Source organism: Vibrio sp. T11.5, from assembly GCF_027587155.1.
Classification (GTDB): domain Bacteria; phylum Pseudomonadota; class Gammaproteobacteria; order Enterobacterales; family Vibrionaceae; genus Vibrio; species Vibrio neptunius.
In genome coordinates, this window is the sequence record NZ_JAPPTP010000001.1 from 88,529 (window position 1) to 113,325 (window position 24,797).

The window sequence follows — 24,797 nt, forward strand, 5'->3', positions numbered from 1 at the left end:
GCCGGCCTCATTTATCTTAAGAGAATTACATATGGCTCGCACAATCCTGTATACCTATAAGGGTGAAGACAAAACGCTGACTTTTTCGTATCAGCAACATCGTAATATTCATGAAGCAGTGGCTGAAGCAGAAGGTATCGATATTTCCGAGTTCCTTAAGATGGAACAGCAGATTGAAGCGGTGTCAGATACTAAGGCAATGCGCAATTACCGCGACAACCACTTTAGAAAGTTAGGATTTGAGAAAATCACTCTCAAGCAAAAAGAAAACCGCGGTGTCGGTAAAAAGGACAACTAGTTGTAAACAGGAGCCTAGCGCTCCTGTTTTGCTTTAATTGATTTGTAATTTTTGAACCATATGGATAAGTTCCCAACTCTCTCCATCAAACTCTCGAACACCATGCTCTCTCTTCACTTCAACAAAACCTAGGGAGTGATAACAGCGAATAGCCGATGTATTGTGGCTAAATACACACAATGTAATTTCGCTATACCCTTGGTTTCTAGCTTCTCCAATCAATGCTTGCAACATTACTTTCGCTACACCCTGTCCTCTAAACTGAGGAGCAACGAAGACCCGGCAGATACGAGCAATATCACTCGAATGACAATACAGCTCGACGAAGCCAGCTACTTGGCCCTCATGAGCGTACAGAAATGGCTTGACCTCAGCTTGTGAGCAATGGGTGTCGATGCTTTCAACCGTTAATGGATACTGATACGCAGGCCCACCCCACAGATAGTTAAGCTCAGCGGAATCGATCCAGTCGATTAGTTGCTTATAGTGTTGTTGTTGAAAGGCGAGCAAAGTCATTGTGATTACCATAAAAAAGAGCCTGCCTAAGCAAGCTCTCAAATTTATGCAATCAAATCAAGATTATTTGATGTTGAGGAACGCAGCCCCACGCACACCACCGGAATCGCCATGTTTTGCTTTGATAATCTTCGGGCACTTAGCAACAGATAGCAGATACTTAGGCACACGCTTTGGCATCTCTTCGTAAATGAGTTCGAAATTAGACAACCCACCACCCAGTGCAACAACATGTGGGTCATTAGCGGTGAAGATATTAGCAAAGCAAATTGCCAACAGCTCCATAAAGCGCTCAACATGCTCAGCTGCCTTAGCTTCGCCTTCCTTATATGCATTGATGATATCAATCGCTTGTTTCGCTTCGCCGTAATAGTGCTCGTATATTAACTCGAAACCACGGCCCGATAAGTAGCTGTCCAAGCAGCCTTTTTTGCCACAGCCACAACCTAGTAGTGGCGCGTTGTCTCCCAAGTGGAACCAAGCATCAATTGGTAAACGCATATGTCCAAGCTCACCCGCCACGTGGTTACGGCCGGAAAATACTTGGCCGTCGTAAATTAATCCACCACCAAAGCCAGTGCCAAGAATCAGCCCCATCACTGAAGGCTCATCTTTAAGCGCTTCATCCCACGCTTCAGAAAGTGCAAAGCAGTTCGCATCGTTTTCAATTTTAACGCTACGGCCTATTTTAGCTTCAAGATCAGCGCGAAGTGGCTTACCTTTGGCCGCAGGCACATTGACCGTCAGAACGGTAGCATCATCGGCATCTTCCATTCCAGGTAGACCTAAACCGATCTTTCCCTCGCAACCAAACTGTTTGTCATACTTATTCACTAGTTCAGCAATCGTGCTCACTAATAAAGAATAGTCTTCCGTTGGCGTTGGTACGCGCTCTGTGGCAACACGCTCTAATTGTTCATTAAACGCACCAAATTCAATCTTAGTGCCTCCAACGTCAAAGCCGTAGTACATCGTATCTCTCCCAGAAACAAATATAAAAAAGTCAAAATCGGTTCATTATCCACATTGGTACGCCTACAATCCGTGACGTGGAACGAATTTAACCACTACCTAGACTTAACTGTGCAGACTATCGCCAACAAACCGATTATTTTCAGACTTAATTCTCGTTTTTCACCTTCTGAAGATAATGTTGCAGCAGTGGTCGGTCGAAGTTTGGCTTAATTCTGGTCTTACTTAACAGGTAGCTTTCTTTAAATACGTCAAACCACAGTTTAAGCGTTTGCCCCGTCTGTTCTTCACCTAGCTGTTCAAGTACCAATGTGGCGACTTCCGCCGTAGCTAGATGTTGTTCATTGTCGGAACGTCTCATGACATACTGAGAAATTGATTCTGGCGACACTGACAAAACAGGAAGCGCATTCAGATATGGTGACTTTCGAAAAATGCGCCTAGCTTCTCTCCAACTCCCATCTAGAAAGATGAGTAATGGTTTTTTACCACCACACTGCTGACGAGGATGTTCTCCAAGTAAGCGAGACTTATCTTCAACGTACTCATCAGGAAACACTACGATGGGCTGATAATCTTCATGATTGAGCAACGACAGCATCGCCTGATCGGGTTCTGTGCGACTCCATTGATACACATAACCTTCTTTTACCGTATCAAGGATAAGCCGCCCAGTATTGCTTGGCTTGAAGACTTCGTTTTCAGACACTAGCAGCATCACCGCCACTGAGCTGGAGACATCAGGCTGATATGGACAGATACAAAAGTGTTCAGCGACCTGACAGTACTGACAACGCAGGACTTTACAGCCCCTTGCATTAAACGGCTTAGTCGAGTGCTCTAGGCGATGTTGATAGAGACGGTGAAAAGCGTGGATTCTCATGTAAGTTAGTGGATAATGATAAAGGGTGCAGAGTTTACCTTGAGACAAATCCGTTGCAAGTTCCATGAGGGAGAAAAACGTCGTATGCAGAATCCTGATCTTATTCGCTTAAGCTGTTTTGTTTCTGTGCTCGTACTGTGTGGAATGTGGGAGTGGCTGACTCCACGAAAAAAGCTGACTCAGAATAAGCTCTATCGCTGGATGAACAATCTTGGTTTAGTCACGTTTAACTCGGTTTTTCTCGGCATATTTATGCCAGTACTCGCCTTTGAGGCAGCAAACGTTGCGCTCAAACAGCAATGGGGCTTACTCAATCACCTAGATTTCCCCTTATTCGCGCAAGTCATCATGTGTGTCATCTTTCTCGATCTGGCGATTTACCTCCAACACCTGGTCTTTCATAAAGTCTCTTGGCTATGGCGATTGCACAGAATGCATCATGCGGATCAGGATATCGATGTCACGACAGGCAGCCGCTTCCATCCAATTGAGATCGTGTTGTCGATGTGGATTAAAATTGGACTTGTGGTCGCACTGGGTGTTTCTCCTGTTGCAATCATCGTGTTTGAGATCATTCTCAATGCAAGCGCGATGTTTAATCACAGCAACGCCAAGCTGCCATTCAAGGTGGATGCTGTTCTACGCAAAGTCATTGTCACACCAGACATGCATCGCGTGCACCACTCAGTAATACCACGAGAAACCCATTCTAACTTTGGTTTTTTTCTCTCTATCTGGGATCGCTGGTTCGGTACTTACATCGATCAACCTGAGCGTGGACACAACGACGTAAAGATTGGCATTCCACTTTTCCAGACACCAAACGAACAAAGGCTGGATAAGATGTTAACCCAGCCCTTTCGAGACAAGTAAGTTACTGGTTCAATGACTATTGTGGCAAGTTGTATTTATGAAGCATAGCTTGTTGATGACCTGCAATTTCTGCAACTTGTTCTGAATTTTCAACCATTGATTCAAGTTGAAGTTTAGTTTGCTCTCCCTGTTCCGATACATTAGCAATGGACTGGCTTACATCCGCTGTTGCCCTCTCCTGCTCTTCTGTCGCTACAGTAATTTGCTCCACTCGAAGACGTATCTGATTAACCGCTTTCTCAATGTTTTCAAAAGTACTTTTTACTTGTTCACTGGACTCAAGAGCGAACGTCATTTCCTCTCGGCTAGCTGAAACTGCACTACGCGATTTCTCGGCAGCAGCAACCAATTCACTCATACGGTCGCGGATGTTTGACGTCTGTTTCGATGTATCACTCGCCAGCTTACGCACTTCATCAGCAACCACAGCAAATCCTCTTCCTTGCTCTCCTGCTCGTGCAGCTTCAATAGCAGCATTGAGTGCCAACAAATTGGTATTCTCTGCAATACCGGAAATCATATCGACCATTTCACGAATCTGTTTCACTCGATTGTCTAACTCAACCATGGAGTGTTCATTCATGTTAAGTGTGTCTTCTAACGATTGAAGCCTGGCTTGATTCTGCTCGATGACTTTCACCCCGTTTCCAGAATACTCTGCCGCTTGTTGGGATTCACTGTATGACTCGTTGGTCACGGTTGCGATTTCTTTTATCGATGCTTCGAGTTGCGTGACCGTCTCAACCATGTTGGTGAGGGATTCATTCTGACGTGCCAAGCTCAGATTGGATTGCTCCGCTGCACCATGACTAATTTCCGCTGTTTGATATAACGTCTCGCAGTTTCTCGTCACCGTCGAGATAGAACCTCGAGTTGACTCGATAACCTGATTGAGTTTGCACGCCACTTCTTTCATTTCAAATGGCCCGAGCAAAGTAACCTTGTTGGTAAAGTCATGTTCAGTTAGCCTATTAAGACTACCAGTGATGTTTCTCAATCCTCGATTAATCCAAGCTCGTAGAGAAGCCCAAGAAACAACAATAATTGCGACCAACACCAAGCTACTAATAATCAGTAGCGTATTGATAGAGTAGATAGTGTTGCTAACGACACGTTTACTACCTTCGATTAGCGCTTCTGCTGTCTGGGAAATATTATTAAGCAATTGAATGGTGTCATTGGCCAAAATCGCCGCTTGAGAAAGCTGCGCGCTCTGATCTTGTGCCAATTCTAATTTTTTCAAAATTTGCTTTAGCACCCCTGACTCAGAAAACCCATCTTGGACCATATCGTATGGGGCGATTAAACTCGCAAACTCTTTAACCTCGGGGTGCCATTCTGAAAAGTCACCGAACGCTAGATTGATCCCAGCAATACGATTACGCATTTCCTTGTACTCTTGCATTGCTTTGTCTTGATCCGTTTGCATCATCAAAACTAGAAATGTGCTTTCCATAGAGCTCGCGCTGGCAATAAATCGATTCGCAGCATCTGAAGATTCAGGGTTATCTGCGGCAAGAAAGGAACTGATTCGATTCATTTCTGGTCCGATTGAGCTCAAGCCATAGCGGAATTCTGTCACTTGAGAATCTATACTCCCCTGCATTTTCAGCAGCGACTGCTGGGTTGAAAGTATTCTATTGGTTAAATCAGATAACGCTTTAATATTCTCTCTAAGTGCTAGTTCTTGCTGTTGCGATATGGCTTGATTGAATTGCGAAGAAATCACAAAGACCTGCTCGACTAACATCAATGTTTCATCCGCACCGTTAACGGTTTGTTGCTTGATTCTATTAAGGCTCTCAATATCACTAGCTTGAGAGCCGTAGCCGAGTTGTTTCACCTGTTCCAGAATGGCTTGTGTGAGCTTTGCATTGGTCATTGAAAGAGGAAGCGCCTGATCTGAAAGCGTCTCAAATTGAGCACCAACTCTCTCAATCCCTTTAATACTGGTGACAGATAAGCCGATGACAAGTATGGTTATCGTTAAGAATACAGCACTGATAGTTTGAATGAGCGAGGGTGAGAAACTCGTCTTTTGCTTGGGCATAATTTTGAACCAACATCATACAAAAGTTTAATCAGTGTGCGATTCTATTTAGACAATATTACATAAAAATGTCACTAAGAGGTTGGATTGACACCATGAATAGATTTGCGCCGCAATTTTCAATTGCTTTGTTAATTATCTTCTTAGCAGGATGCACCAGTTCCCCTTCCTCAACAGACTTCAATACCTTAGATAGTGCTAAGAATATCTCTTCGTATGAAAAAGGTGTGCAACAAGAGTTTCTTGAGGTGTATAAGGATTGGAAGGGCGTCCCCTATCGTCTAGGGGGCAACAGTTACAACGGTATTGATTGTTCTGCTTTCGTTCAAGTAGCTTACAGAGAAGTATTGAACATTCATTTACCCCGTACCACCCTGGCACAGATAAGTGTCGGAAACGAGATGAGTTATGAGCAAGTTCAAGTAGGAGATCTAGCCTTTTTCAAAACATCAATAAAGGTTCGTCATGTGGGCGTGTACATTGGCAACAAGCAATTTATGCATGCTTCAACATCAAAAGGCGTGATAATTTCTAGGCTGGACAATCCTTATTGGGCTTCTAAATTCTGGCATTTCAGACGGGTTGCCACGCCGCCTGTGGTGAATTGAAATCAGTCGTATTTAGCGACTGCGGAATCAAATAGATTTTTAACCAGTGCAATATACTCATCAAGGAATGTAATCTGATCATTAGTTGCGGGTTTAGCCCAAACACCCGCTAACACTTCCCCTAAATCTTCTACTACTGAGTCGGCTTCCTTCAGCAATTGGAAGCGAACACTAGAGTGCAGCTCTGGATTCTGCTCAAAAATGGCCATGATGTTACTCGCTACCATATCGGTAACAACATCTTCGACACTTTCAGCACCTGTGTCCCCATCGTCAGATGAAAAGACATCAAGATTAAAAGCCAGATGCTCAATGAGTGCTAGGTAGCCATCGGTTTCAACAACCACTGTCGTTCTCCATTAATTATTCTACTTTCGAGTCACTATCTAATACTAAGCCATATCAATGAGTTTTCACAACTCAAGTCGACTCGATGCTCATTAAAATTCAAAAGTTGTTTATACCTTAGTTGAAGAGTTTGGTTTAATTTCTAACTGATTGCTTTGAACTAGGATCAACTTTTATCAGTACTAAACTATTTTACTAGTTTATAGGTTCTGGTTGGACATGACAAAGCTCACAAATTAACAAGCTCAATCCTGTCTCACGCTAAATGATTGAATTTTTTGTAGTCTGATTCAGAATTACCTCACTTCTTATTCTACAATGTTAGTACTCAGCGGCAAAAACGGATCTGGATATGTGGCACGCCATAGCCGAGCAATTGTCTGAAGCATTAATGTTCTCGTTCGATATTGTCGAGAAAAACCGCTTAACTGGCGGTGACATCAGTGATTGCTACATGATAAGTGATGGAGAGCAACGCTATTTTGTTAAAGTCAATCTACGAGGCTTTTACTCTCAATTTGAGATAGAAGCAGAAAACATCCGAATCTTACGAGAAAGCTCCACTATTTTCGTCCCAGAACATATTCATACCGGCAAGAGTAAAGAACACGCCTTCCTGATTCTAAATTACCTCCCAACCAAACCACTCGACGACAGCAGTGACAGTTATAAATTTGGCCAGCAGCTTGCAATGCTCCATCAGTGGGGAGAGCAGAAAGAATATGGATTTGACCAAGATAACTTTATTGGTTCAACTATCCAACCCAACAAATGGGGACGAAAATGGGGGCGTTTTTTTGCCGAGCAACGCATTGGATGGCAACTTCAGCTAATGAAAGAAAAAGGGATCACCCTTGTCGATATCAATGACTTTAGTCATTTAGTGAAGGACAGATTAGGCAACCATAACCCTCGCCCATCTTTACTGCACGGAGACCTTTGGCATGGTAACGTGGCCAAGTCAGTGTTTGGCCCTATTTGCTACGATCCAGCCTGTTATTGGGGAGACAGAGAGTGTGACATTGCAATGACCGAACTTTTCGGTGGTTTTCAACCAGAATTCTATCAAGGCTATGAGAGCATTTTTCCCTTAGACTTGGCTTATAGCGAACGTAAAGACATCTATAACCTTTATCACCTACTCAATCACTACAATCAGTTTGGTGGGCATTATTTAGACCAATGCGAGCGATTAATTAACAAAATACTCACCTACTAAATTGGAAATATTAAGCAGCATGTTAAATGCAAATCATCAATCCACATACAAGCGCCTAGCCCAGTGTTTTATTAGCCATCTCAAACTTTTCACTTAATTTACGCCTATAACTAACTTAGCGACTTAAGCTTAAATTGTCGAAGCTAACAGTAGCGGTTTGAACACACTCAAAGCTGGACGTTGGAATGTACCTAGATGACCCTCAGGTATGCAAGGCTTTGGCATTGAGCTCATCAAAGGCGTAAGGAAGAGAGCTATGCGAAAATACACAGAGAAAAGAGTGACCTGCCCCCATTGTGGTCACGCCATTGGTATCACGTTAGATGCAACCAATGGTAGCCAGAATTTTTACGACGACTGTCCTGCTTGTTGCAACGCTATTCATCTGAGTATGATGGTTAACGAGCAATTGGACGAAATCGAACTCTCAATTGATGCCGACGATGAACAAATTTTTTAGAAAGCGCCACAAGGCGCTTTTCTGTTTATTAATGCTTACGTTTATCTTTGGCCGCTAGCACACGTTCAACTGAATTGACTATAGCCTGAGTCTGGGGATCGATTTCAACGTTTACCTTGTCACCTTGCTTACGCTGACCAAACAATGTTCTTTGTAAAGTTTCCGGGATCAAATGAACTGAGAAACGATTTCCTGCGACTTCACCAATCGTGAGCGAACAACCATCTAGACCAATAAAGCCTTTCACTAATACGTACCTCATCATGTCCTCAGGTAACTCAAGCCACACCGTCCTGTTGTTCGGTGTGTCGATTACTTCAACGATTTCACTCACCATGGAAATATGGCCAGACATAGTATGACCGCCAATCTCGTCACCAAATTTGGCCGCGCGTTCAATGTTAACCGAATGACCAACCTCCAACTCACCAAGATTGGTTAGCTTCAAAGTAGACTGTATTAGATCGAATGATACGAGTTCTCCATCGATTTTTGTTACGGTCAGGCAACAACCGTTGTGCGCCACTGAAGCACCTATAGATAACCCATGGCCCATTGATGAATTCAATCGAATGACATGAGTTTGAAACGACTCTTTCTTATCAATAGCGATGACTTTCGCCATTCCCTGAACAATTCCAGTAAACATTGCAAATTCCAACAGTTTTTCGTGGAGGTTAGTGTGACATTTAATTATCATTTAGCACAACAGCACCATATACAAATTATCGATAACAGTGGTGTTCACCCCTTTGATTTTCGTGTTGATTCCATCATTTGATTCTGCAGAAGTCAAAGCATCTTTGCTTTCATTGGAGTTTTTACGTGCATCGTTACAAACAAGAAGCGAATAAGCTGTTCAAATTGGCCACGCCAGTGCTGATTGCTTCCGTCGCGCAGACAGGCATGAGCTTCGTCGATACCGTCATGGCAGGTGGGGTCAGTGCGACCGATATGGCTGCAGTTTCCATTGCATCAAGTATCTGGCTTCCTTCAATACTATTTGGTGTTGGCCTACTCATGGCCTTGGTCCCAGTAGTCGCTCAACTCAATGGTTCAGGCCGACAGGTTAAGATTCCGTTTGAGATCCAACAAGGTGCCGCAATGGCATTGCTCATCTCTATACCCATTGTTGGCGTGCTTTTTCAGACTCAGAATATAATGGGCTTGATGAATGTCGAACCGTTAATGGCCGAAAAAACCAACGGTTATATGCATGCTGTAATTTACGCTGTGCCCGCCTTCTTGCTTTTCCAAACCTTGCGCAGCTTTACTGATGGTATGTCGCTCACCAAGCCCGCAATGGTCATTGGCTTTATTGGGCTACTGTTCAATATCCCGCTAAACTGGATTTTTGTTTACGGAAAATTTGGCGCTCCTTCACTGGGCGGTGTGGGCTGTGGTGTCGCAACAGCCATAGTGTATTGGCTCATGTTGTTTATGTTGCTGTTTTATGTCGTGACATCCAAACGTGTTGCCCATATCAACTTGTTCGGTCAATTACACAAGCCTCAACTAAAACCTCTTGTTCGATTATTCAAGCTAGGTTTTCCAGTTGCAGCCGCGTTATTCTTTGAAGTGACCCTATTTGCTGTTGTTGCACTCTTAGTTGCACCACTTGGATCGCTGATTGTCGCAGCGCACCAAGTTGCGATTAACTTTTCGTCGTTAGTCTTTATGCTGCCGATGAGCATTGGTGCAGCGACCAGCATTCGTGTTGGCCACAGCCTTGGAGAGAATAACGTGGAAGGTGCGGCAATCGCCTCTCGCGTAGGTGTCATTGTCGCGGTGTTACTTGCCTTATCAACGGCACTATTGACGGTTATGCTCAGAGAGCAAGTAGCATTACTTTACACTGACAATCGTGCCGTTATAGAGATTGCTCTGCAGTTATTGCTATTTGCTGCCATCTATCAAGTCACAGATGCGGTGCAAGTCGTCGCGGCCGGTGCCTTGAGGGGATACAAAGACATGGCTGCAATATTCAACCGTACTTTTGTCGCCTATTGGATTCTAGGCCTCCCGATTGGCTACGTTTTAGGAATGACGGATTGGATTGTTGAACCCATGGGTGCTCATGGCTTCTGGATAGGTTTCATTATCGGTCTTTCATCAGCGGCAATAATGCTTGGTCTAAGACTGCGTTGGATGCACAGACAGCCTGATGATATCCAATTAGATTTTTCCTCAAAATAACCAAAAAGGTCAGCTATGCTGACCTTTTTTGCATTTATTTCGTAAACTAATAACAACCCTTGACTGTTTCACTATTTATCATACCTATGCGTATCTTTGTTGTTTTAGCATCACTGTGTTTCCTTTCTGCTTGTGATTTTATCAAGAGCCCGATGGACGCCAGTTTAGACACTTATTTAAGCCGCATCGCCAATGTCCAAGATAGACCAGCGTTGACAATGCCGGATAATGTCAATGTGTTCCTGCCAACGAAAAGAGAGCTGCATATTACTATCCCCAGCATTAGCATAGGTCTTCTCGACAGTTATGAGCTTAGAAAATGCGGTTTATTCAATCTTGTTGCAGAAAAAAATTCAGTATTAGGCAAAGTTCAGGACCAGTTTCGAAATTTCGATTACCAAGTCCAAGTGAGTTACGGTATCGAGCGCTGCTTAACGAGCCCTAACATTTCCTCTGCGCTTAAAACACAATTAGCTTCAATCCAACAACAGAAGCTCAAACAATTACCAGCGCATTTTACCAACCTAGTGTTTTCAAGTGATGCGATGCGCCAGCAACTGGAAGCGACGGAATGGTTATCCGTCGAGCAAGGTAGAGGCAGCACTCCGGTCATTCAAGCATTCAATCATATCGATTCTGGATTTTCAGGCAGTGAAATGCTGGATTACACAAGCACTTTAAACGCACTTACGCCCTATCAGGAAGTACTGGAAAAAAATGCCGTTTTAGGACCACTGAGCTATTCAATGCTCAATGCCGCAAATAAGCTAAACGTCATCACTCAGCAACTAAAGGGTCATGATGAGACCATCATATGTGGTCAAGGAAGAAATACGACTAAATTTCGCTACCTCAGAAACGTGTTTAACGAGTTTTTCATTGGCGAAATACAGCCATACCTCGCCAAAGTCGATAGCATTTACAATGAACTCAACCCTTTAATAGGCTTTGTCGATACAAGCCACGAAAACTATCAATACCCGATCAAACAATACCACCAAGCTTTCAGAGCAGCGACCAAAGAACATATCGAGTATTGGCAAAACTTGTTCAAACGTTGTGGAGCCTCTCCTACTCGCTAATATACTCTGGTCTTTCTCTCATATAACGCGCGAATTTAGGCACACCGTTTTGCGTGTAGCCACTGTATCTAAATGTGATGATCGAACCGAGTTTAGGCGGGTTGCGGCGTTGTTCATCAGTAAAGCCTGTACCTATATAAAATTCTATACCCGAATCCAACTGGACAAGTAGCGCTCCCATCTGACCGCTGTACTTTCCTTTACCGACTTTGTAACCAACCACCAAGCCTTCTTCATCTTGGTGCTTCTTCATCTTGAGTAAATCACTACTACGGCCAGCCTGATAGCGGCTTGTGATCTTCCTTAACATCAACCCCTCACCTTTTTGCTCGATGACGTTGTCTAGGTCATGAAACAGTTCCTGTTCAGAGCGAATCGGCGTATGCTCAATAAACTTAATGTGTGGCGCGATTATGTCTGCCACTAAATCACGAAGATTGTCATACCGCTTTTGATAGTCACCGACGGCTTGTGGCATATCAAACAGCATGAAATCGATCTGTTTCCAAGATGGTTCGACAGGATCTTTGTCCAACACTGTTTGCTGGACAATATGAAACTTTCCTCTCCCCGCCCATAATTCTCCTTCGACGACGACATCAGGTAAAGGTTTAGTAAACCAATCAGGTGCATGTATGACTTTACCACTGCGTGTCATCAATTGACTGCCATTCCAAATAGCTCGAATGCCATCGAGTTTTTCACTCTTCCAATACTCGTCAATATTCATGTCGTTCTTATAAGGGTTGGCCTGTACCAAAGGCATAGCACTCAATGATTGACTGTCTGACCAAGCAGTAAAAGATGTAGCGACCACAACGGCAATAGCAATACTGGTTAACTTAATTTGCATACCCGAACTCCAGCTGTTTCCTAGCGAAGTGATTTTCAGCCCTCTTGGCTTAAGTTCAATCAATTGCCAGTGACAATTCGAGTAACCTCAAATGTTTCTTACTCCTAGAGATGTATCAGTTGCAGTGAACCTCAACTACTTTTTAGTTATAGGCATGATTCTCAGTCTGAGAAAAGTCATTTCTCAAATTGAGAACTTTGGAGGAATAAAATATAAGTCGTTGTTTTTTATGCGTTTATTTCTTGGCACGTAAAGTGCCTTATCTAAGAAAACTATCTGAGGAGATATCGTTATGGAACTACGTAAAATTGAACTAACTAATGAAATCCTTACCCTTCAAATTGATGGCAACTTAGATGCTGATGGCAGTCGACATGCTCAAAAACATATTGATGAAATTATCGCTGACCAACACGGAGAAGTCGAAATCGATTTCCGCAATGTCCGCTTTCTGGATTCGTCAGGTGTTGGCGCCCTAGTGTACCTCTATAAACGCTTAGTAGAACGAGAGCGTCTAATGCGCATCGAGAATGTCACTGGTCAACCACTGGAGATAATCAACCTACTACGTATCAACAAAGCAATCCCTGTGAACTCTCGCACTCACTAAAACAATAAACGAGATTTCACTCACTAACAAAGGAAGTTGGCATGGTAAATTACATCAAACACATAGCCCTGATAGTGCCTATAGTCAGCGTAATTGGCTGTAGCAGTTACCCCGAAGAGGGGCGCGGGGGACTTGCAGAACAGTACATTCAGTCGAGCTTCACCCCTGTTATGCCCGACGAACCGTTAGGCCCTGAACACGGACTACGCTTCGATTGGCAATTGGCAAAACTCCATCTTGATGCACTCATCCGTGAAGGTGCTCGTTGGTGCTTCCCAGCAGCTGTCGTTCAGGCACTTGAAAAACAGAGCCGAATCGCCAGAGAGCTCGAAGGGGGATTGTTGCTGGATGCAGCCAACGACATCGTCATCCAACGCAAACGTCTGGACGAACTCGAGAGACAACTTGATTATGTCACGTCACAAGCTAAGTGTGTCCCGCCACATGATGAATTTTCTTTTCAGCAACAATTGGCAGTCATTGACAAGCTCTACAACCTGCTGAATGTAGATAATCAATTTGCATTCAACTCAACAGAAGTGAACCCAAAATACATGGGGCACCTTGCCCAGGCAGCCAACATTTTGCGAGAGCACAAGTCGCTAAACCTGACCGTTACTGGCCATGCAGACTCGGTTGGAGATGAACTTCAGAACCAAAAGTTAGCGATGGGTAGAGCAAAACAAGTGAAACGCTACCTAACTATTTTCGGTCTGGAACCAAGAAGGATCGAGGCTAAATCTCTTGGTGAATCTTTACCTCTTTTTGAAGGAGAATCCGACGGAGTTCGACTCACCAATCGAAGGGTCAGCATTGAAGTTGTGGAAACCAACGAGCTAGCAGAGAACAAGTTGAATGGAGGTTATTATCATGTGGACTAAACTCATTTTGATTACCCTAGCCTGCTTATTTTCTTTTTCTGCTAACGCTGAGTTGGAACGCGTTCAAATCGGCGACATGATTCAGGTTAATCTGCCGGGCGAAGAAACGTTAAACAAGGGCTTCCAAGTCGATAAACGCGGTAGAATTAACTTACCTGAAGTTGGCGCTCTGTACGTGGCAGGATACACAGAAAACCAACTCCAGCAATCAGTACTAAATGCCCTTGGTAAAGTATATCGAGATCTATCTACTGCATCGGTTTACATCTCAGAACAGCAAGTGCTTATCTCTATTCAGGGATACGTAAACTCACCCGGTGAGTATACTTTATCAAAAAGCGCTGATGTTCAAATGGCTATCCATGCCGCTGGTGGTTTACGCTCGGGTGCCCAGTTAAACAACTTGCTTCTTAAGCGTGGAAAGGAAAAGTTTCCGTTCAATTACAAAAGCTTTTTGGACACAGGCGATGAGACTCTGCTGCCTAAGCTTAAATCTTTGGACACCATATTTGTCCCGGCTTCACCTCTGGTTGGCAACATTGAGCAGCAGTTTGATGCCAGTAAGCTTGCCAATTCGGGTGATAGCGGAGACAACAGAACCGCGATTAAGGTATTCGGTGAAGTCAACGCACCGGGTTCCTTCACCTTCAAAAATACGGCAGATTTAGTCGATATTCTAATGCGTGCTGGTGGAGTAACCCGATACGCTTCCGTTGAGCAGATCCGTGTCATCAGCAATAACAAGCCTCAAATTTTTAACCTGAAAGAGTATCTCGACAGTGGTGACACATCACTTCTTCCTGTCCTTCAACCGGGTACCACTATTTTCGTCCCTAAACAGGAAGAAGAAATCCGTGCAGGTTCAAACGTTATCTACATCATGGGTGAAGTAAAGAGCCCAGGCGCTTATGAAGGCAAAAAAGGCGCTTCGTTTATGGATATTCTGGCCAATGCAGGCGGACCAACTCGTTACGCAGAATCCCGTCAAATTCGCCTCATCAAGGCAAACGGACAAGTCATCAAGTTTGATTTAACGGCTTACACAGAAGGTTTAACCACCAAAGCGCCACCTCAAATCAACCCAGGTGACGCTATATTTGTGCCTGAAAAAACCGACATGAACGAGAAATCGTGGTTAAAGATTTCACCAGACCGCGCTGTCAACGTCATCGGTGAAGTCGTTCGGCCAGGACGTATAGAGTGGTCTGATGAAATGGACATGATGCATCTTCTGGCGCATGTGGGTGGGCCAACTCTGCGGGCTGATACATCAAAAATAGAGGTGGTGACACCCAACGGCAAAATGGAGACATTCAACCTAGACGAGTTTATCATCAACGGAGCACCTATGTCGGAACTGCCTACTATCAGCGCCGGTACCATCATTCGCATCCATGATTTGCCACAAGATCCTTCTGACAATAAATCACAGTGGGTACGCCAAAGTTCTGATGCCTCTATCTATGTCTTCGGTCAAGTCAACGCTCCGGGTCGCTATCGTTTTACAAAAGAAATGCATTTTCTGGATATTCTGTCTGCAGCCGATGGCCCAACTAAAGATGCCGACATTCATAACATCAAAATTACTCACAGAGACAAAACTTACTCAAAGGTCAGCAAACTTAATCTGTCCCTTTATTTCGAAACTGGTGATGAGAGCCTGCTACCAAAAGTGACAATGGGTGACACAATCTACATCCCAGAGAAAGACAAAATTTGGCTGGATACCAGTAAAGAGTCAACAGTTCGCGTGCTTGGCGCAGTGAACAGCCCTGGGCGCTATGTGTTTGATGACAACATGACCATTCTTGACATTCTTGCAGAAGCTGGAGGGCCATCGGAACGAGCCTATTTAGAAAAAATTTCAATCGTCAACATGTCCTGTTGCCAAGGTCAAGCTCGTACTTTTGACCTCGTAGACTTCAGCAAAACAGCTAACATTTACAAACTTCCCGTGCTACGTGCAGGTGACACAATTTACATTCCAGACCGTAGCGAGAGCATCCTTGAAAGAGCGCGAGTAGGCCTTGAAGACATCCTACGATTGACAACCACCATTGTATTAATAGGAGCGCTGTAATGATTATTCCTGCTACATTGACAGAGGTAGAGCAGATCTACCTCGCGGCTGAATTGGCCGAGGCACGTTCTGTGTGTCTCACTGGGTGCAACTCAGGAGACGGCGTCACGTCTATTGCTTCTGCTTTGGCTGAGCGCTACTTACTCGGCGGACACAAAACCCTTCTGGTGGATCTGAACTTGTTTCATCCGGCATTTGAGCCCGCACTCTCGGTTACCGATCAAGGCGATGATATAGGTATGTTGCTGGAACACAAATCTTCCCACCAACTTTTCACCGGTTTACCCGTACCGGAGCAAACGTCGACTCTCCTTGCTTACAAAGATCCGAGTGTGTTGAGCGGTTCCGTTGATAAATGGCTACAGCACTACGATAGAGTCATTTGTGACACCTCACCTTTACTTCATGTAAACCGCGGAAACATTCCCGCTCAGGTCGTTGCAAGTGCGTGTGACCAAACCGTATTGGTCGTCATGGGTGGGAAAACATCGACTGGTCAAATTCAGAAATCGCAACAACTGCTCCAAAGCCCGAAGATCTCACTATTAGGTTCCATTTTGAACTTGAAGAACCAAGCGACATTGGGGCAAGAAATGGCGAGAGAAATCCGAAGATTAAGGTTTATCCCCCAATCATGGAGAGAGAAATGGGCGCAAAAACTGGTTACTAACGAGTTTCTCGCTCACTCTGCCTAAGGATTGATTATGAAAAACTTTTCTTACTTTGCTCTACTAACATCCCTTTCTGTGCCCTTGCATGCAGAGCCCATTACTTTCGGTGTTGTTCCCCAGCACTCTGCGAGCAAGCTTGCTAAACAATGGGCGCCGATCATCGAATACCTCTCCGAAGCAACAGGGAAAAAGATTCAATTTAGCACAGCATCAGACATTCCAACGTTTGAAAAACGTTTGAAAAATGGTGAGTATGACATCGCTTATATGAACCCCTACCATTACACTGTATTCAGCGAAACAACAGGCTACAGCGCGATTGCAAAAGCCAGAGACAAACAGCTCAAAGGCATCATTGTTGTCCGCACAGACAGTGATATTTCCCGACCTGAACACCTGAATAATGCTCAGCTGGCCTTCCCCTCACCGGCAGCTTTTGCAGCAACTGTATTGACTCAAGCTTATCTGCAACATAACCACATAACGTTTGAGCCATCTTACGTATCATCTCATGATTCAGTCTACTTAGCGGTTGCGAAAGGCTTCTTCCCCGCAGGGGGAGGAATCATAAGAACCTACATGGCGTTACCCGAGGAAACTCGGCAGAAACTGACTCCAATTTGGACTACCAAAGGCTATACCCCTCACGCCATCGCCGTGCATCCTAACCTCAATAACGAGGTAAAAAACAAAATTCAGCAAGCGCTTATGGGATTTGGCGTTACCCCTGAAGGGTTAGCACATCTAGAGACACTTAAACTCAAAGGTTTTGTATCAGCACAAGATAGCGATTGGAACGACGTTAGAGCACTCAACATTAAATTATTGGATTAGTCAGGGGGTACCCGCTATGTCATTTAGAATGAAAACCATACTTGGGATCGCCTTTATTGAGGTCATTATGCTCGTTGTACTCACGGTCAGCGCAATGAGCTTTCTCTCCAACTCTAATGAAAAACAACTCATCCAACGAGCAAACTCGACCGCTTCCATGTTCGCCCATGCGGCAAAGGATGCAATGATAGCCACTGACATTGCCACCTTGGATGACTTGGTAAAGGAGTTTATGACCATCGAGGACATCGCTTATATAAGAGTGATGCGGGGTGACAAAGAACTATCATGTGACGGCGATAAAGCCCTACTCCAGAGAACGATGTCCGTTGATTACACTTTAGGTTCCGTCAATGATGGAATTTTCGACACTCAGGTGCCGGTTCTAAATGGAGGGGCAAACTACGGCACGATAGATATTGGTTTCGAAATCTCCGCAATAAATTCCATGTTAACTAGCGCTCAAAAAGCAATAATAGGCATTGCCTCTGTCGAAGTGATCTTGGTCGCCATATTCTCGTTTTTCCTAGGTACCTATCTAACCCGAAGCCTAGTAAAGCTCATTGAGGCAGCCAATACAGTCAGTGAACAAGGACCAGGATTCCGACTTAACGATCAATCGAAAGACGAGCTGGGGGACGTCGCGCGAGCCTTTGACGATATGTCTGTAAAACTCGAAAAAAGCTATCATGACCTTAAACACGCTCGATTCGAAGCCGAACAGGCAAATGTTTCGAAAAGCCGTTTCTTGGCGTCGATGTCACATGAAATCCGTACACCGATGAACGGCGTTTTAGGTATTTTGAACATTCTTGAAGAGTCTCGACTCACTCGAGAACAGAAGAAACTAGTCAACACAGCAACAGAGTCAGGTCAGTTTCTCCTCAGTATCATCAATGATATTCTGGATTTCACAAGAATGGAGTCCAACACATTGCGATTAGAGCACAAGCCATTCAATTTTCGCCAATGCGTGGAAAATGTTGTTGAAACATTTAAACCATCAGCAAAAATTCGCTGTCTTGATTTGCACTGTATTCTTGACGGCTCAGTGCCCGCAAATGTTCAAGGCGATGAAAACCGCGTTAAACAAATCCTTCATAACTTGATTGGCAACGCACTGAAGTTTACTAAGGAAGGTAGCGTTACGATTCAAGTCAGTACTGAGATCGTCGAAGGGAATCAAGTCAAGATCGTGTGCAGAGTCATTGACACTGGCGTCGGAATAAATCGTAGCGCAATGGATTATCTATTTGACGAATTCACTATGGTCGATCAAACCTATTCAAGGAGTCAGGAGGGCTCTGGGTTGGGGCTCGCGATATGCAAGCGTCTGTGTGAGCTCATGGACGGTAGCATTGAGGCCGAGAGCACACCATTAATGGGCAGTACTTTCTCCTTTTCAATCAAACTTGAGCTCGCAGACCAGCTTATTTGTTCCACTCACCAAAATCAGAGCCACAACAAACTACAGGTATCTGATGTGAGTATTCTAGTGGCAGAAGACAACAAAGCGAATCAATTGGTGATAAGCGAAATGTTTAAACGTATCGGTGTCTCAATGGATATTGCCGAGAATGGCCTGCGCGCTTTAGAGATGGTCGAACAGTACCACTACGACCTTATTTTTATGGATATATCGATGCCAGAAATGGACGGTATGGAAACTTGTAAAACCATACGCTCAATGGCTGATGAAAAAGTTCGTCACATCCCCATTATTGCATTGACTGCCCATTCTCTATCCGGGGACAAAGAGCAGTTCCTCGATGCGGGGATGGACGACTATTTGTCAAAACCGATTCGTTTGTCACAACTAATTGAAAAAATTAATCTATTCTTAAGTGATGGTGCGAACAACTCTGCTGAAAAATCTGATAATTTAGAGCAGGAATCGCAATTTCTCGAACAAACCGTTAGCAATCATCCTATGAATCAGAACACACAAGTGGATTTAGAACTCGTCGACGAAGAAGTTTTAGATCAAATGATAGAAGACACCAGTGCTGATGTTCTCCCAATGCTAATCGATCATTACATACAGGAGTCTAATGCACGCTTGGTTAAGATATATCAAGCAATGGAAGAGCGAGATAAAGAAACCCTCGAGTTTGAAAGCCATACATTGGGCAGTTCTTCTCTGGCACTGGGTAATCGAGTATTGTCTAATCTTGCACGAAAGATTGAGTGCATGTGTTTAGAGAATCATGAACAACAAGCATTTGAACTCTCTGAAGAACTCAAAGAGCTGGCTGAAAAATCACTCGCTGCTCTTGAATACAGAAAAACGCTGGGCTTCATCGAACCAGCTGGCTAGATACAACAAGGTAACGTCACATGAGAGCAAAAGTACTACTTATTGAAGACTCCACTTCTCTGGCAGTCCTCTACAAACAGTACGTAAAAGATGAAGCGTTTGACCTGTTTCATGTTGAAACGGGTCGTGATGCTAAGGCATTCATAGAACGAAACGTACCCCAGCTTGTGATTTTGGACCTCAAGCTTCCGGACATGAATGGCGAAGATATCTTGGACTGGATCAACGAGCACCAAGTGCCGACCTCTGTCGTCGTTGCAACCGCACACGGCTCAGTAGATATCGCGGTAAGCTTGCTCCAGAAGGGGGCGAAAGACTTTCTCGAAAAGCCAATTCAGGCTGACCGCCTCAAAACGTCGATAAACCTTCATTTACAACAAGCCAAACTCGAGCACCTAGTCGAAGATATCGAAGCGAAATTCGATAGAAATCGTTTCCATGGATTCATTGGTTCCTGCCTGCCTATGCAAGGCGTTTACAAAATCATCGACTCTGTTGCTCCAACATCAGCGAGCGTCTTTATCATAGGAGAAAGCGGTACCGGTAAAGAAGTGTGCGCGGAAGCGATCCACAAAGAAAGTAAACGAAACGATAAGCCTTTTATTGCCATCAATTGTGGTGCCATTCCCAAAGATCTGATGGAAAGCGAAATTTTTGGCCATGTCAAAGGAGCATTCACAGGTGCGACTACCGACAGAAAGGGAGCGGCATCGTTAGCGCATGGTGGAACACTTTTTCTTGATGAACTATGCGAGATGGAACTCGAAATGCAGAAAAAACTGCTGCGATTCTTGCAAACGGGTACTTTTACTCCGCTTGGTGGTTCAAAAGAAATGAAGGTCGACGTGCGTATCATTTGTGCGACCAACCGTGACCCGTTGTTAGAAGTCGAAGAAGGACGATTCCGTGAAGACTTGTATTACCGTGTTCATGTTGTGCCGATTGAGATGCCACCATTAAGAGAGCGCGGAACTGATGTCGCTACGCTTGCAACGCATTTCCTTAAGTTGTTCGCCAAAGAAGACGGTAAGAAGTTTAATGGTATCAACCGAGATGCTGAGTCTTTACTTAAGCACTATTCCTGGCCGGGTAATGTGAGACAACTGCAGAATGTCATTCGTAACATAGTCGTTCTCAATGACGAAACAAAGCTCTCTGTGGCCCACCTACCTGAACAGATATCCAAAAGTAATAAAACCACTAAGCCCAAAGGGCAAGCCTCTGTCAGCTACAAAGCCCCTGCGCCAACTGAACCAGTAACAGCGATAGACACGCCTATACCTGATTCCAATGCACAGCCTGAAAATCTCGACACACAAAATACCGCGCCAATAACGATACGCCCGATGTGGCAGATTGAAAGAGAAACCATTCAGCAGGCAATTGATTTTTGCGATGGTAACGTCCTCAATGCCGCGGTGTTACTCGAGTTAAGTCCATCAACTGTATATCGTAAAAAGCAAGCATGGGAAGCAGAAGAAGATGAGCAGCAATACGCCGATTAACGTATGGCTTGTCATTGATAGTCTAACGTTTGGAGGGATCGAAACCTATGTGCTTGAGCTTGCCAAGGGGCTCAAGCAACACGAAGTGAACGTCGAGGTACTCCTAGTAAAACGTTATCATCGGCAGTCTGCCCTTGTCGAAAAGTTGGATAAAGTATCCATCCCTTACCGTTACTTATCTGACCTCTCTTTTCTGCCTTTGCTCGCTCTTATCCAAAAAATCAGGCGATCGTCACCGACGCTTATTCATGCACATGGGTATAAAGCGAGCCTACTGTCTAAATGTGCACGTGTTTTTACAGGCGTGAAACAAGTCACCACTTACCACGCAGGTGAAACACCAACAGGTAAAGTATGGTTCTATGATTTTTTCGACCGATACACCGCTTTTGTTTCTACACTATCGCTTGCCGTGAGTGAGAAAGTAAGCCACAAAATTCCCACAACTACCCTTAGGGTGAACAATTTCATGGACGATTCAAAAGCCAGTCTAAGCAACGGAGAGCAAATCGCTTTTGTCGGTCGATTGAGTCATGAAAAAGGACCTGATAGGTTCCTTCAGTGTGCAAAAAGCCGCCCAGATTTACCCTTTCATATCTATGGTTCAGGCCCTTTAGAATTAGAAATATCCCGATTAGCGCCACAAAATGTTCAACTTCACGGCCATCAAAATGATATGGACGTCGTATGGCGTCAAATACGTGTGCTCATCATTTGCTCTCGATTTGAAGGTTTACCCATGGCAGCTCTTGAAGCGATGTCGAGAGGGTGTATTGTCATTGCGTTAGACGTTGGTGACCTACCAAAGCTTATTATCAACGGTAAAAATGGTTTTTTAGTCGAGACAACCGAGCAAATCACTCATGTACTACACGATTTAGAGCAGCTCACAAACAGCGAAAGACAGAAAATTTCCGAACAAGCCATTGGCACAGTTCAAACCCAATATTCCTCCTCTGCCATCATTCCTAAATTGCTAAAACTCTATAAAGGATCTGGTCGTCAATCTGCTTCTCATATTGAGAAAAGTACCCTTTAGAAATAGCGAATAATATTTTCCTCGTTTATTCAAACAGTTAAACAGCCTTAGATCTTGGCATCTCAATTGCCTTATCCCTTATTAAAATGGCATAGGGGAATAGCAATGAAGAAAAAAATACTGTTTGTTCACTACGGTAATGACTGGATTCGTGGCAGTGAACAATGCCTCATTGACCTTATGGAACAATGCTCCAACCAAGGGTTTGCGGTACACCTTTGGACCAATAATTCCTCATTACACCGTTACGCTTTACGCAATAGTATCGCCTCCGAAGCCGACACATTCCCTATTCTACTCGGGTGGCTTGCGCCCAGATTCGACTTTCTTGGTTGGGGCTACTTAGTTCGAAAAGCCTGCAAAATCCTTACAAAAGAACGCATCGACATCGTTCATGTCAATAGCGGAGCACCTTGTCAATGGATGGTTCTAGCAGCCCGAATCAAACAGGTACCTATGGTGACCCAGCTCCACAGCCCCTACCCTGCTAGAGATCGAATGACATTAGGGTTGCACCTGTCGCCACACATCATCTCTGTGAGTGAGTATGTCGCCAGTCAACTCAAATCAGAGGGGTACCCAAGTGAGCATTTGTCAGTGATTCACAATGGACTCCATGTTGACAAGCTCAGCCAACAACCGACGGTTGAAACAAAAAAAGTTCTAGGGCTCAGTGACAATGACTTCCTGTATGCGACTGTCGGCTCTCTCATTCATCGTAAAGGTATCGACCGGCTTATTGTCGCGTTGAGACATCTGAACTTCGAATATCCTAATACCCACCTTGTGGTGATTGGAGACGGCCCACTAAGAAGCGAACTAGAGAAGCACGCCAAACAGTTATATTTAGAAAACAGAGTTCATTTTGTCGGAGAACAGCGCAATGTTATTGGTTGGTTGAGAGGCTGTGATGCCTTCGCCAGCGGAGCGAGAAGCGAAGCTTTTGGACTTGTTATTGCAGAAGCCGCTATTGCTCAAATTCCCGTCGTCGCACCTTTTGAAGGTGGTATCCCAGAATTTGTTCAACACGGTAAGACCGGTATTCTCTATCCAAACACCGGTGTGGGTCCATTAGGTAAGGCTATGAGAGTATTAGTAGACAACCCTGACTTTGGGCAACAGCTCGCCAGTCATGCCAGTCAACACATTGAAACTAAATTTAATGTTTCGCTTTCAAGCCATCGTATTATGAATGTTTACAAGCAACTCATGCTATCTCACCAATCTTCAGTTTCAATCTGGCGAACATTTATTCCTCTAAAAACCTATCTGGCCAAGCGCATTGCGATGGGAGGCCAGCATGGATAATTCAAACTTGACTAAAACACTTGTCTTCGACCCAATAACATTCAAGGGCGGTTCAAAAATTGCCACTGTAGAGGCGTTAAGTTTGTGCAGAGCAGATATCAACCAATTCGTTATCGTCACAGCAGATGTCGATTACTGGAAAAGCACGAAACTTGTAGCATCGCACTCAGTTGATATCGTTGCATTACCGCTGATAAAACCTTTGGCTAAGCAGCATTATGGGCTCTTATATTGGCTAAACCAGTGTTATATTGCCTTTTGCCTTCTCTTTATCTTAGTCAAGTATAAGGGCATTGAAAGAGCCATCGGTGCATCTGGGCCTGGTATGGACATGGCACTTTACATTGTAAAGTGTCTAAAAAACATTGAAATAGTTCAATTTATCCATGGCCACATTGGCAATTCAAGGTCTATTGGCTATTGCTTAACCGTAGCTGACAACGTGTTTTACTTACCGTCCTGCAGACCGAGTATTTCTTCAGCGCTGAGCACTTACTTGGAAAGCAAAACGTCCATAAAAGACTCTGGCTCTGTTGTGAAAATGTACCTGATGTCCCCCAAATACCATACCTTCGTTAATGGTTTACCCGTAGACAAATGGCCAACACGCTGCCAAATAGATTTTCCCGTCTGCTTTTGGGCAGCATCTTTGCTCAAATGGAAGGGACTGGATCTGTTTGTTGAGGCACTTAAACACGCTGCAACCATAAAGCCAATCGCATCTAACATCTGCTACATCAGACCCGTTGATACTGCGATTCCGACAAGTACCGCACCGGTTGTGCTCAAACACACCAACTGGTACCAAGATCCTCAAGAGCTTGATACGATTCGAAGCCAATCCAATATCTTTGTTTCCACCAGCCATCAAGAGCCGTTTGGTTTGTCCATTCTAGAAGCGTTGGCAGCAGGAATGTGCGTAGTAATTCCTCAAGATGGTTCGTACTGGGACGAACAGTTGACACACAATTTCAACTGTATCAAGTATGTAGCTGGTGACGCTGCTTCGTTATCTGACGCCCTGATATATGCCGTGAAAAATCGCGACATTTTCAAACGCTGTATAGATAACGGATTAGAGATAGCCCAAGAGTACAGAGCCGAACAACACTACTTCGACTTCGTCAAGATCATCGATCCTAATCCTTATATCAAACTATCTCGTGACCCTAACCCTCAGAGCCACTAAGGAAG

General features: G+C 44.3%; 24 protein-coding genes. 17 read left to right on the forward strand and 7 right to left on the reverse strand.

What is annotated here, in order from left to right; genetic code table 11:
* Nucleotides 1–31 precede the first annotated feature (31 nt).
* Nucleotides 32–298 (forward strand): DUF2960 domain-containing protein, encoded by a 267-nt coding sequence (locus OH455_RS00455; protein WP_269979923.1) that lies wholly within the window; start codon nucleotides 32–34, stop codon nucleotides 296–298.
* Between the two features lie 33 nt (nucleotides 299–331).
* Here OH455_RS00455 and OH455_RS00460 read toward each other — a convergent pair whose 3' ends face one another.
* The 3 genes from OH455_RS00460 to OH455_RS00470 all read right to left on the reverse strand — a co-directional run bounded on the left by OH455_RS00460 (nucleotide 332) and on the right by OH455_RS00470 (nucleotide 2,669).
* Nucleotides 332–814 carry a GNAT family N-acetyltransferase gene (locus OH455_RS00460; protein ID WP_269979924.1) on the reverse strand — a complete coding sequence of 161 codons (483 nt, stop codon included), beginning with the start codon at nucleotides 812–814 and terminating at the stop codon, nucleotides 332–334.
* 63 nt (nucleotides 815–877) lie between these two features.
* The gene (gene nagK, locus OH455_RS00465; RefSeq protein ID WP_045973691.1) at nucleotides 878–1,786 is read right to left on the reverse strand and encodes an N-acetylglucosamine kinase; all 909 of its coding nucleotides are present in this window, start codon (nucleotides 1,784–1,786) and stop codon (nucleotides 878–880) included.
* Nucleotides 1,787–1,934: 148 nt separating this feature from the next.
* A complete protein-coding gene (locus tag OH455_RS00470; RefSeq protein ID WP_269980327.1) occupies nucleotides 1,935–2,669 on the reverse strand; it encodes a tRNA-uridine aminocarboxypropyltransferase in 735 nt (244 codons plus the stop codon).
* 84 nt (nucleotides 2,670–2,753) lie between these two features.
* On the opposite strand from OH455_RS00470, the gene OH455_RS00475 reads away from it, so the two are divergent.
* Entirely contained in the window at nucleotides 2,754–3,542 is a 789-nt protein-coding gene (locus OH455_RS00475; protein ID WP_269979925.1) for a sterol desaturase family protein, read from the forward strand.
* Nucleotides 3,543–3,558: 16 nt separating this feature from the next.
* Here the strand turns inward: OH455_RS00475 and OH455_RS00480 are convergent, their stop codons facing one another.
* Complete coding sequence (locus tag OH455_RS00480; RefSeq protein ID WP_269979926.1) at nucleotides 3,559–5,592, reverse strand: methyl-accepting chemotaxis protein; 2,034 nt, start codon at nucleotides 5,590–5,592, stop codon at nucleotides 3,559–3,561.
* A gap of 95 nt (nucleotides 5,593–5,687) precedes the next feature.
* Between OH455_RS00480 and OH455_RS00485 the strand changes: the two genes are divergently transcribed.
* The gene (locus OH455_RS00485; RefSeq protein WP_269979927.1) at nucleotides 5,688–6,200 is read left to right on the forward strand and encodes an NlpC/P60 family protein; all 513 of its coding nucleotides are present in this window, start codon (nucleotides 5,688–5,690) and stop codon (nucleotides 6,198–6,200) included.
* Between the two features lie 2 nt (nucleotides 6,201–6,202).
* Here OH455_RS00485 and OH455_RS00490 read toward each other — a convergent pair whose 3' ends face one another.
* Entirely contained in the window at nucleotides 6,203–6,547 is a 345-nt protein-coding gene (locus OH455_RS00490; protein WP_006962343.1) for a DUF3802 family protein, read from the reverse strand.
* Nucleotides 6,548–6,900: 353 nt separating this feature from the next.
* Here OH455_RS00490 and OH455_RS00495 point away from each other — a divergent pair, with 353 nt between their 5' ends.
* Together OH455_RS00495 and OH455_RS00500 are read left to right on the forward strand one after the other, a co-directional pair.
* Nucleotides 6,901–7,767, forward strand: a complete 867-nt coding sequence (locus OH455_RS00495) for a fructosamine kinase family protein (protein ID WP_269979928.1) — start codon at nucleotides 6,901–6,903, stop codon at nucleotides 7,765–7,767.
* A 256-nt stretch (nucleotides 7,768–8,023) separates the two neighbouring features.
* Nucleotides 8,024–8,227 carry a CPXCG motif-containing cysteine-rich protein gene (locus OH455_RS00500; protein WP_045973699.1) on the forward strand — a complete coding sequence of 68 codons (204 nt, stop codon included), beginning with the start codon at nucleotides 8,024–8,026 and terminating at the stop codon, nucleotides 8,225–8,227.
* A 28-nt stretch (nucleotides 8,228–8,255) separates the two neighbouring features.
* Here OH455_RS00500 and OH455_RS00505 read toward each other — a convergent pair whose 3' ends face one another.
* On the reverse strand, nucleotides 8,256–8,876 hold the full coding sequence (locus OH455_RS00505; RefSeq protein WP_269979929.1) for a riboflavin synthase subunit alpha: 621 nt from the start codon (nucleotides 8,874–8,876) through the stop codon (nucleotides 8,256–8,258).
* A gap of 176 nt (nucleotides 8,877–9,052) precedes the next feature.
* Here OH455_RS00505 and OH455_RS00510 point away from each other — a divergent pair, with 176 nt between their 5' ends.
* Nucleotides 9,053–10,423: an MATE family efflux transporter gene (locus OH455_RS00510; RefSeq protein WP_269979930.1), complete on the forward strand. Its 1,371-nt coding sequence runs from the start codon at nucleotides 9,053–9,055 to the stop codon at nucleotides 10,421–10,423.
* Nucleotides 10,424–10,575: 152 nt separating this feature from the next.
* Nucleotides 10,576–11,505, forward strand: a complete 930-nt coding sequence (locus OH455_RS00515; RefSeq protein WP_269979931.1) for a DUF3080 domain-containing protein — start codon at nucleotides 10,576–10,578, stop codon at nucleotides 11,503–11,505.
* Here OH455_RS00515 and OH455_RS00520 read toward each other — a convergent pair.
* Complete coding sequence (locus tag OH455_RS00520; RefSeq protein WP_269979932.1) at nucleotides 11,495–12,358, reverse strand: DNA ligase; 864 nt, start codon at nucleotides 12,356–12,358, stop codon at nucleotides 11,495–11,497. The genes OH455_RS00515 and OH455_RS00520 overlap by 11 nt on opposite strands.
* Before the next feature lie 292 nt (nucleotides 12,359–12,650).
* Between OH455_RS00520 and OH455_RS00525 the strand changes: the two genes are divergently transcribed.
* From OH455_RS00525 to OH455_RS00570, 10 genes are all read left to right on the forward strand, one after another.
* The gene (locus tag OH455_RS00525) at nucleotides 12,651–12,968 is read left to right on the forward strand and encodes an STAS domain-containing protein (RefSeq protein ID WP_045973708.1); all 318 of its coding nucleotides are present in this window, start codon (nucleotides 12,651–12,653) and stop codon (nucleotides 12,966–12,968) included.
* A gap of 41 nt (nucleotides 12,969–13,009) precedes the next feature.
* Nucleotides 13,010–13,849: an OmpA family protein gene (locus OH455_RS00530; RefSeq protein ID WP_045973711.1), complete on the forward strand. Its 840-nt coding sequence runs from the start codon at nucleotides 13,010–13,012 to the stop codon at nucleotides 13,847–13,849.
* The gene (locus OH455_RS00535; protein ID WP_443088570.1) at nucleotides 13,839–15,929 is read left to right on the forward strand and encodes an SLBB domain-containing protein; all 2,091 of its coding nucleotides are present in this window, start codon (nucleotides 13,839–13,841) and stop codon (nucleotides 15,927–15,929) included. Before OH455_RS00530 ends, OH455_RS00535 begins: the two co-directional genes overlap by 11 nt.
* Nucleotides 15,929–16,624, forward strand: a complete 696-nt coding sequence (locus tag OH455_RS00540; RefSeq protein ID WP_269979934.1) for a chromosome partitioning protein ParA — start codon at nucleotides 15,929–15,931, stop codon at nucleotides 16,622–16,624. Before OH455_RS00535 ends, OH455_RS00540 begins: the two co-directional genes overlap by 1 nt.
* Before the next feature lie 9 nt (nucleotides 16,625–16,633).
* Complete coding sequence (locus OH455_RS00545) at nucleotides 16,634–17,434, forward strand: phosphate/phosphite/phosphonate ABC transporter substrate-binding protein (protein ID WP_269979935.1); 801 nt, start codon at nucleotides 16,634–16,636, stop codon at nucleotides 17,432–17,434.
* A 16-nt stretch (nucleotides 17,435–17,450) separates the two neighbouring features.
* Nucleotides 17,451–19,751: a response regulator gene (locus OH455_RS00550; protein WP_269979936.1), complete on the forward strand. Its 2,301-nt coding sequence runs from the start codon at nucleotides 17,451–17,453 to the stop codon at nucleotides 19,749–19,751.
* Nucleotides 19,752–19,771: 20 nt separating this feature from the next.
* A complete protein-coding gene (locus tag OH455_RS00555) occupies nucleotides 19,772–21,256 on the forward strand; it encodes a sigma-54-dependent transcriptional regulator (protein WP_269979937.1) in 1,485 nt (494 codons plus the stop codon).
* The gene (locus tag OH455_RS00560; protein WP_269979938.1) at nucleotides 21,234–22,295 is read left to right on the forward strand and encodes a glycosyltransferase family 4 protein; all 1,062 of its coding nucleotides are present in this window, start codon (nucleotides 21,234–21,236) and stop codon (nucleotides 22,293–22,295) included. The genes OH455_RS00555 and OH455_RS00560 overlap by 23 nt, the downstream gene beginning before the upstream one ends.
* 105 nt (nucleotides 22,296–22,400) lie before the next feature.
* Nucleotides 22,401–23,603 carry a glycosyltransferase gene (locus OH455_RS00565; protein WP_269979939.1) on the forward strand — a complete coding sequence of 401 codons (1,203 nt, stop codon included), beginning with the start codon at nucleotides 22,401–22,403 and terminating at the stop codon, nucleotides 23,601–23,603.
* Nucleotides 23,596–24,792, forward strand: coding sequence for a glycosyltransferase family 4 protein (locus OH455_RS00570; RefSeq protein WP_269979940.1), 1,197 nt, complete (start codon nucleotides 23,596–23,598; stop codon nucleotides 24,790–24,792). The genes OH455_RS00565 and OH455_RS00570 overlap by 8 nt, the downstream gene beginning before the upstream one ends.
* The last annotated feature ends 5 nt before the right edge of the window (nucleotides 24,793–24,797 follow it).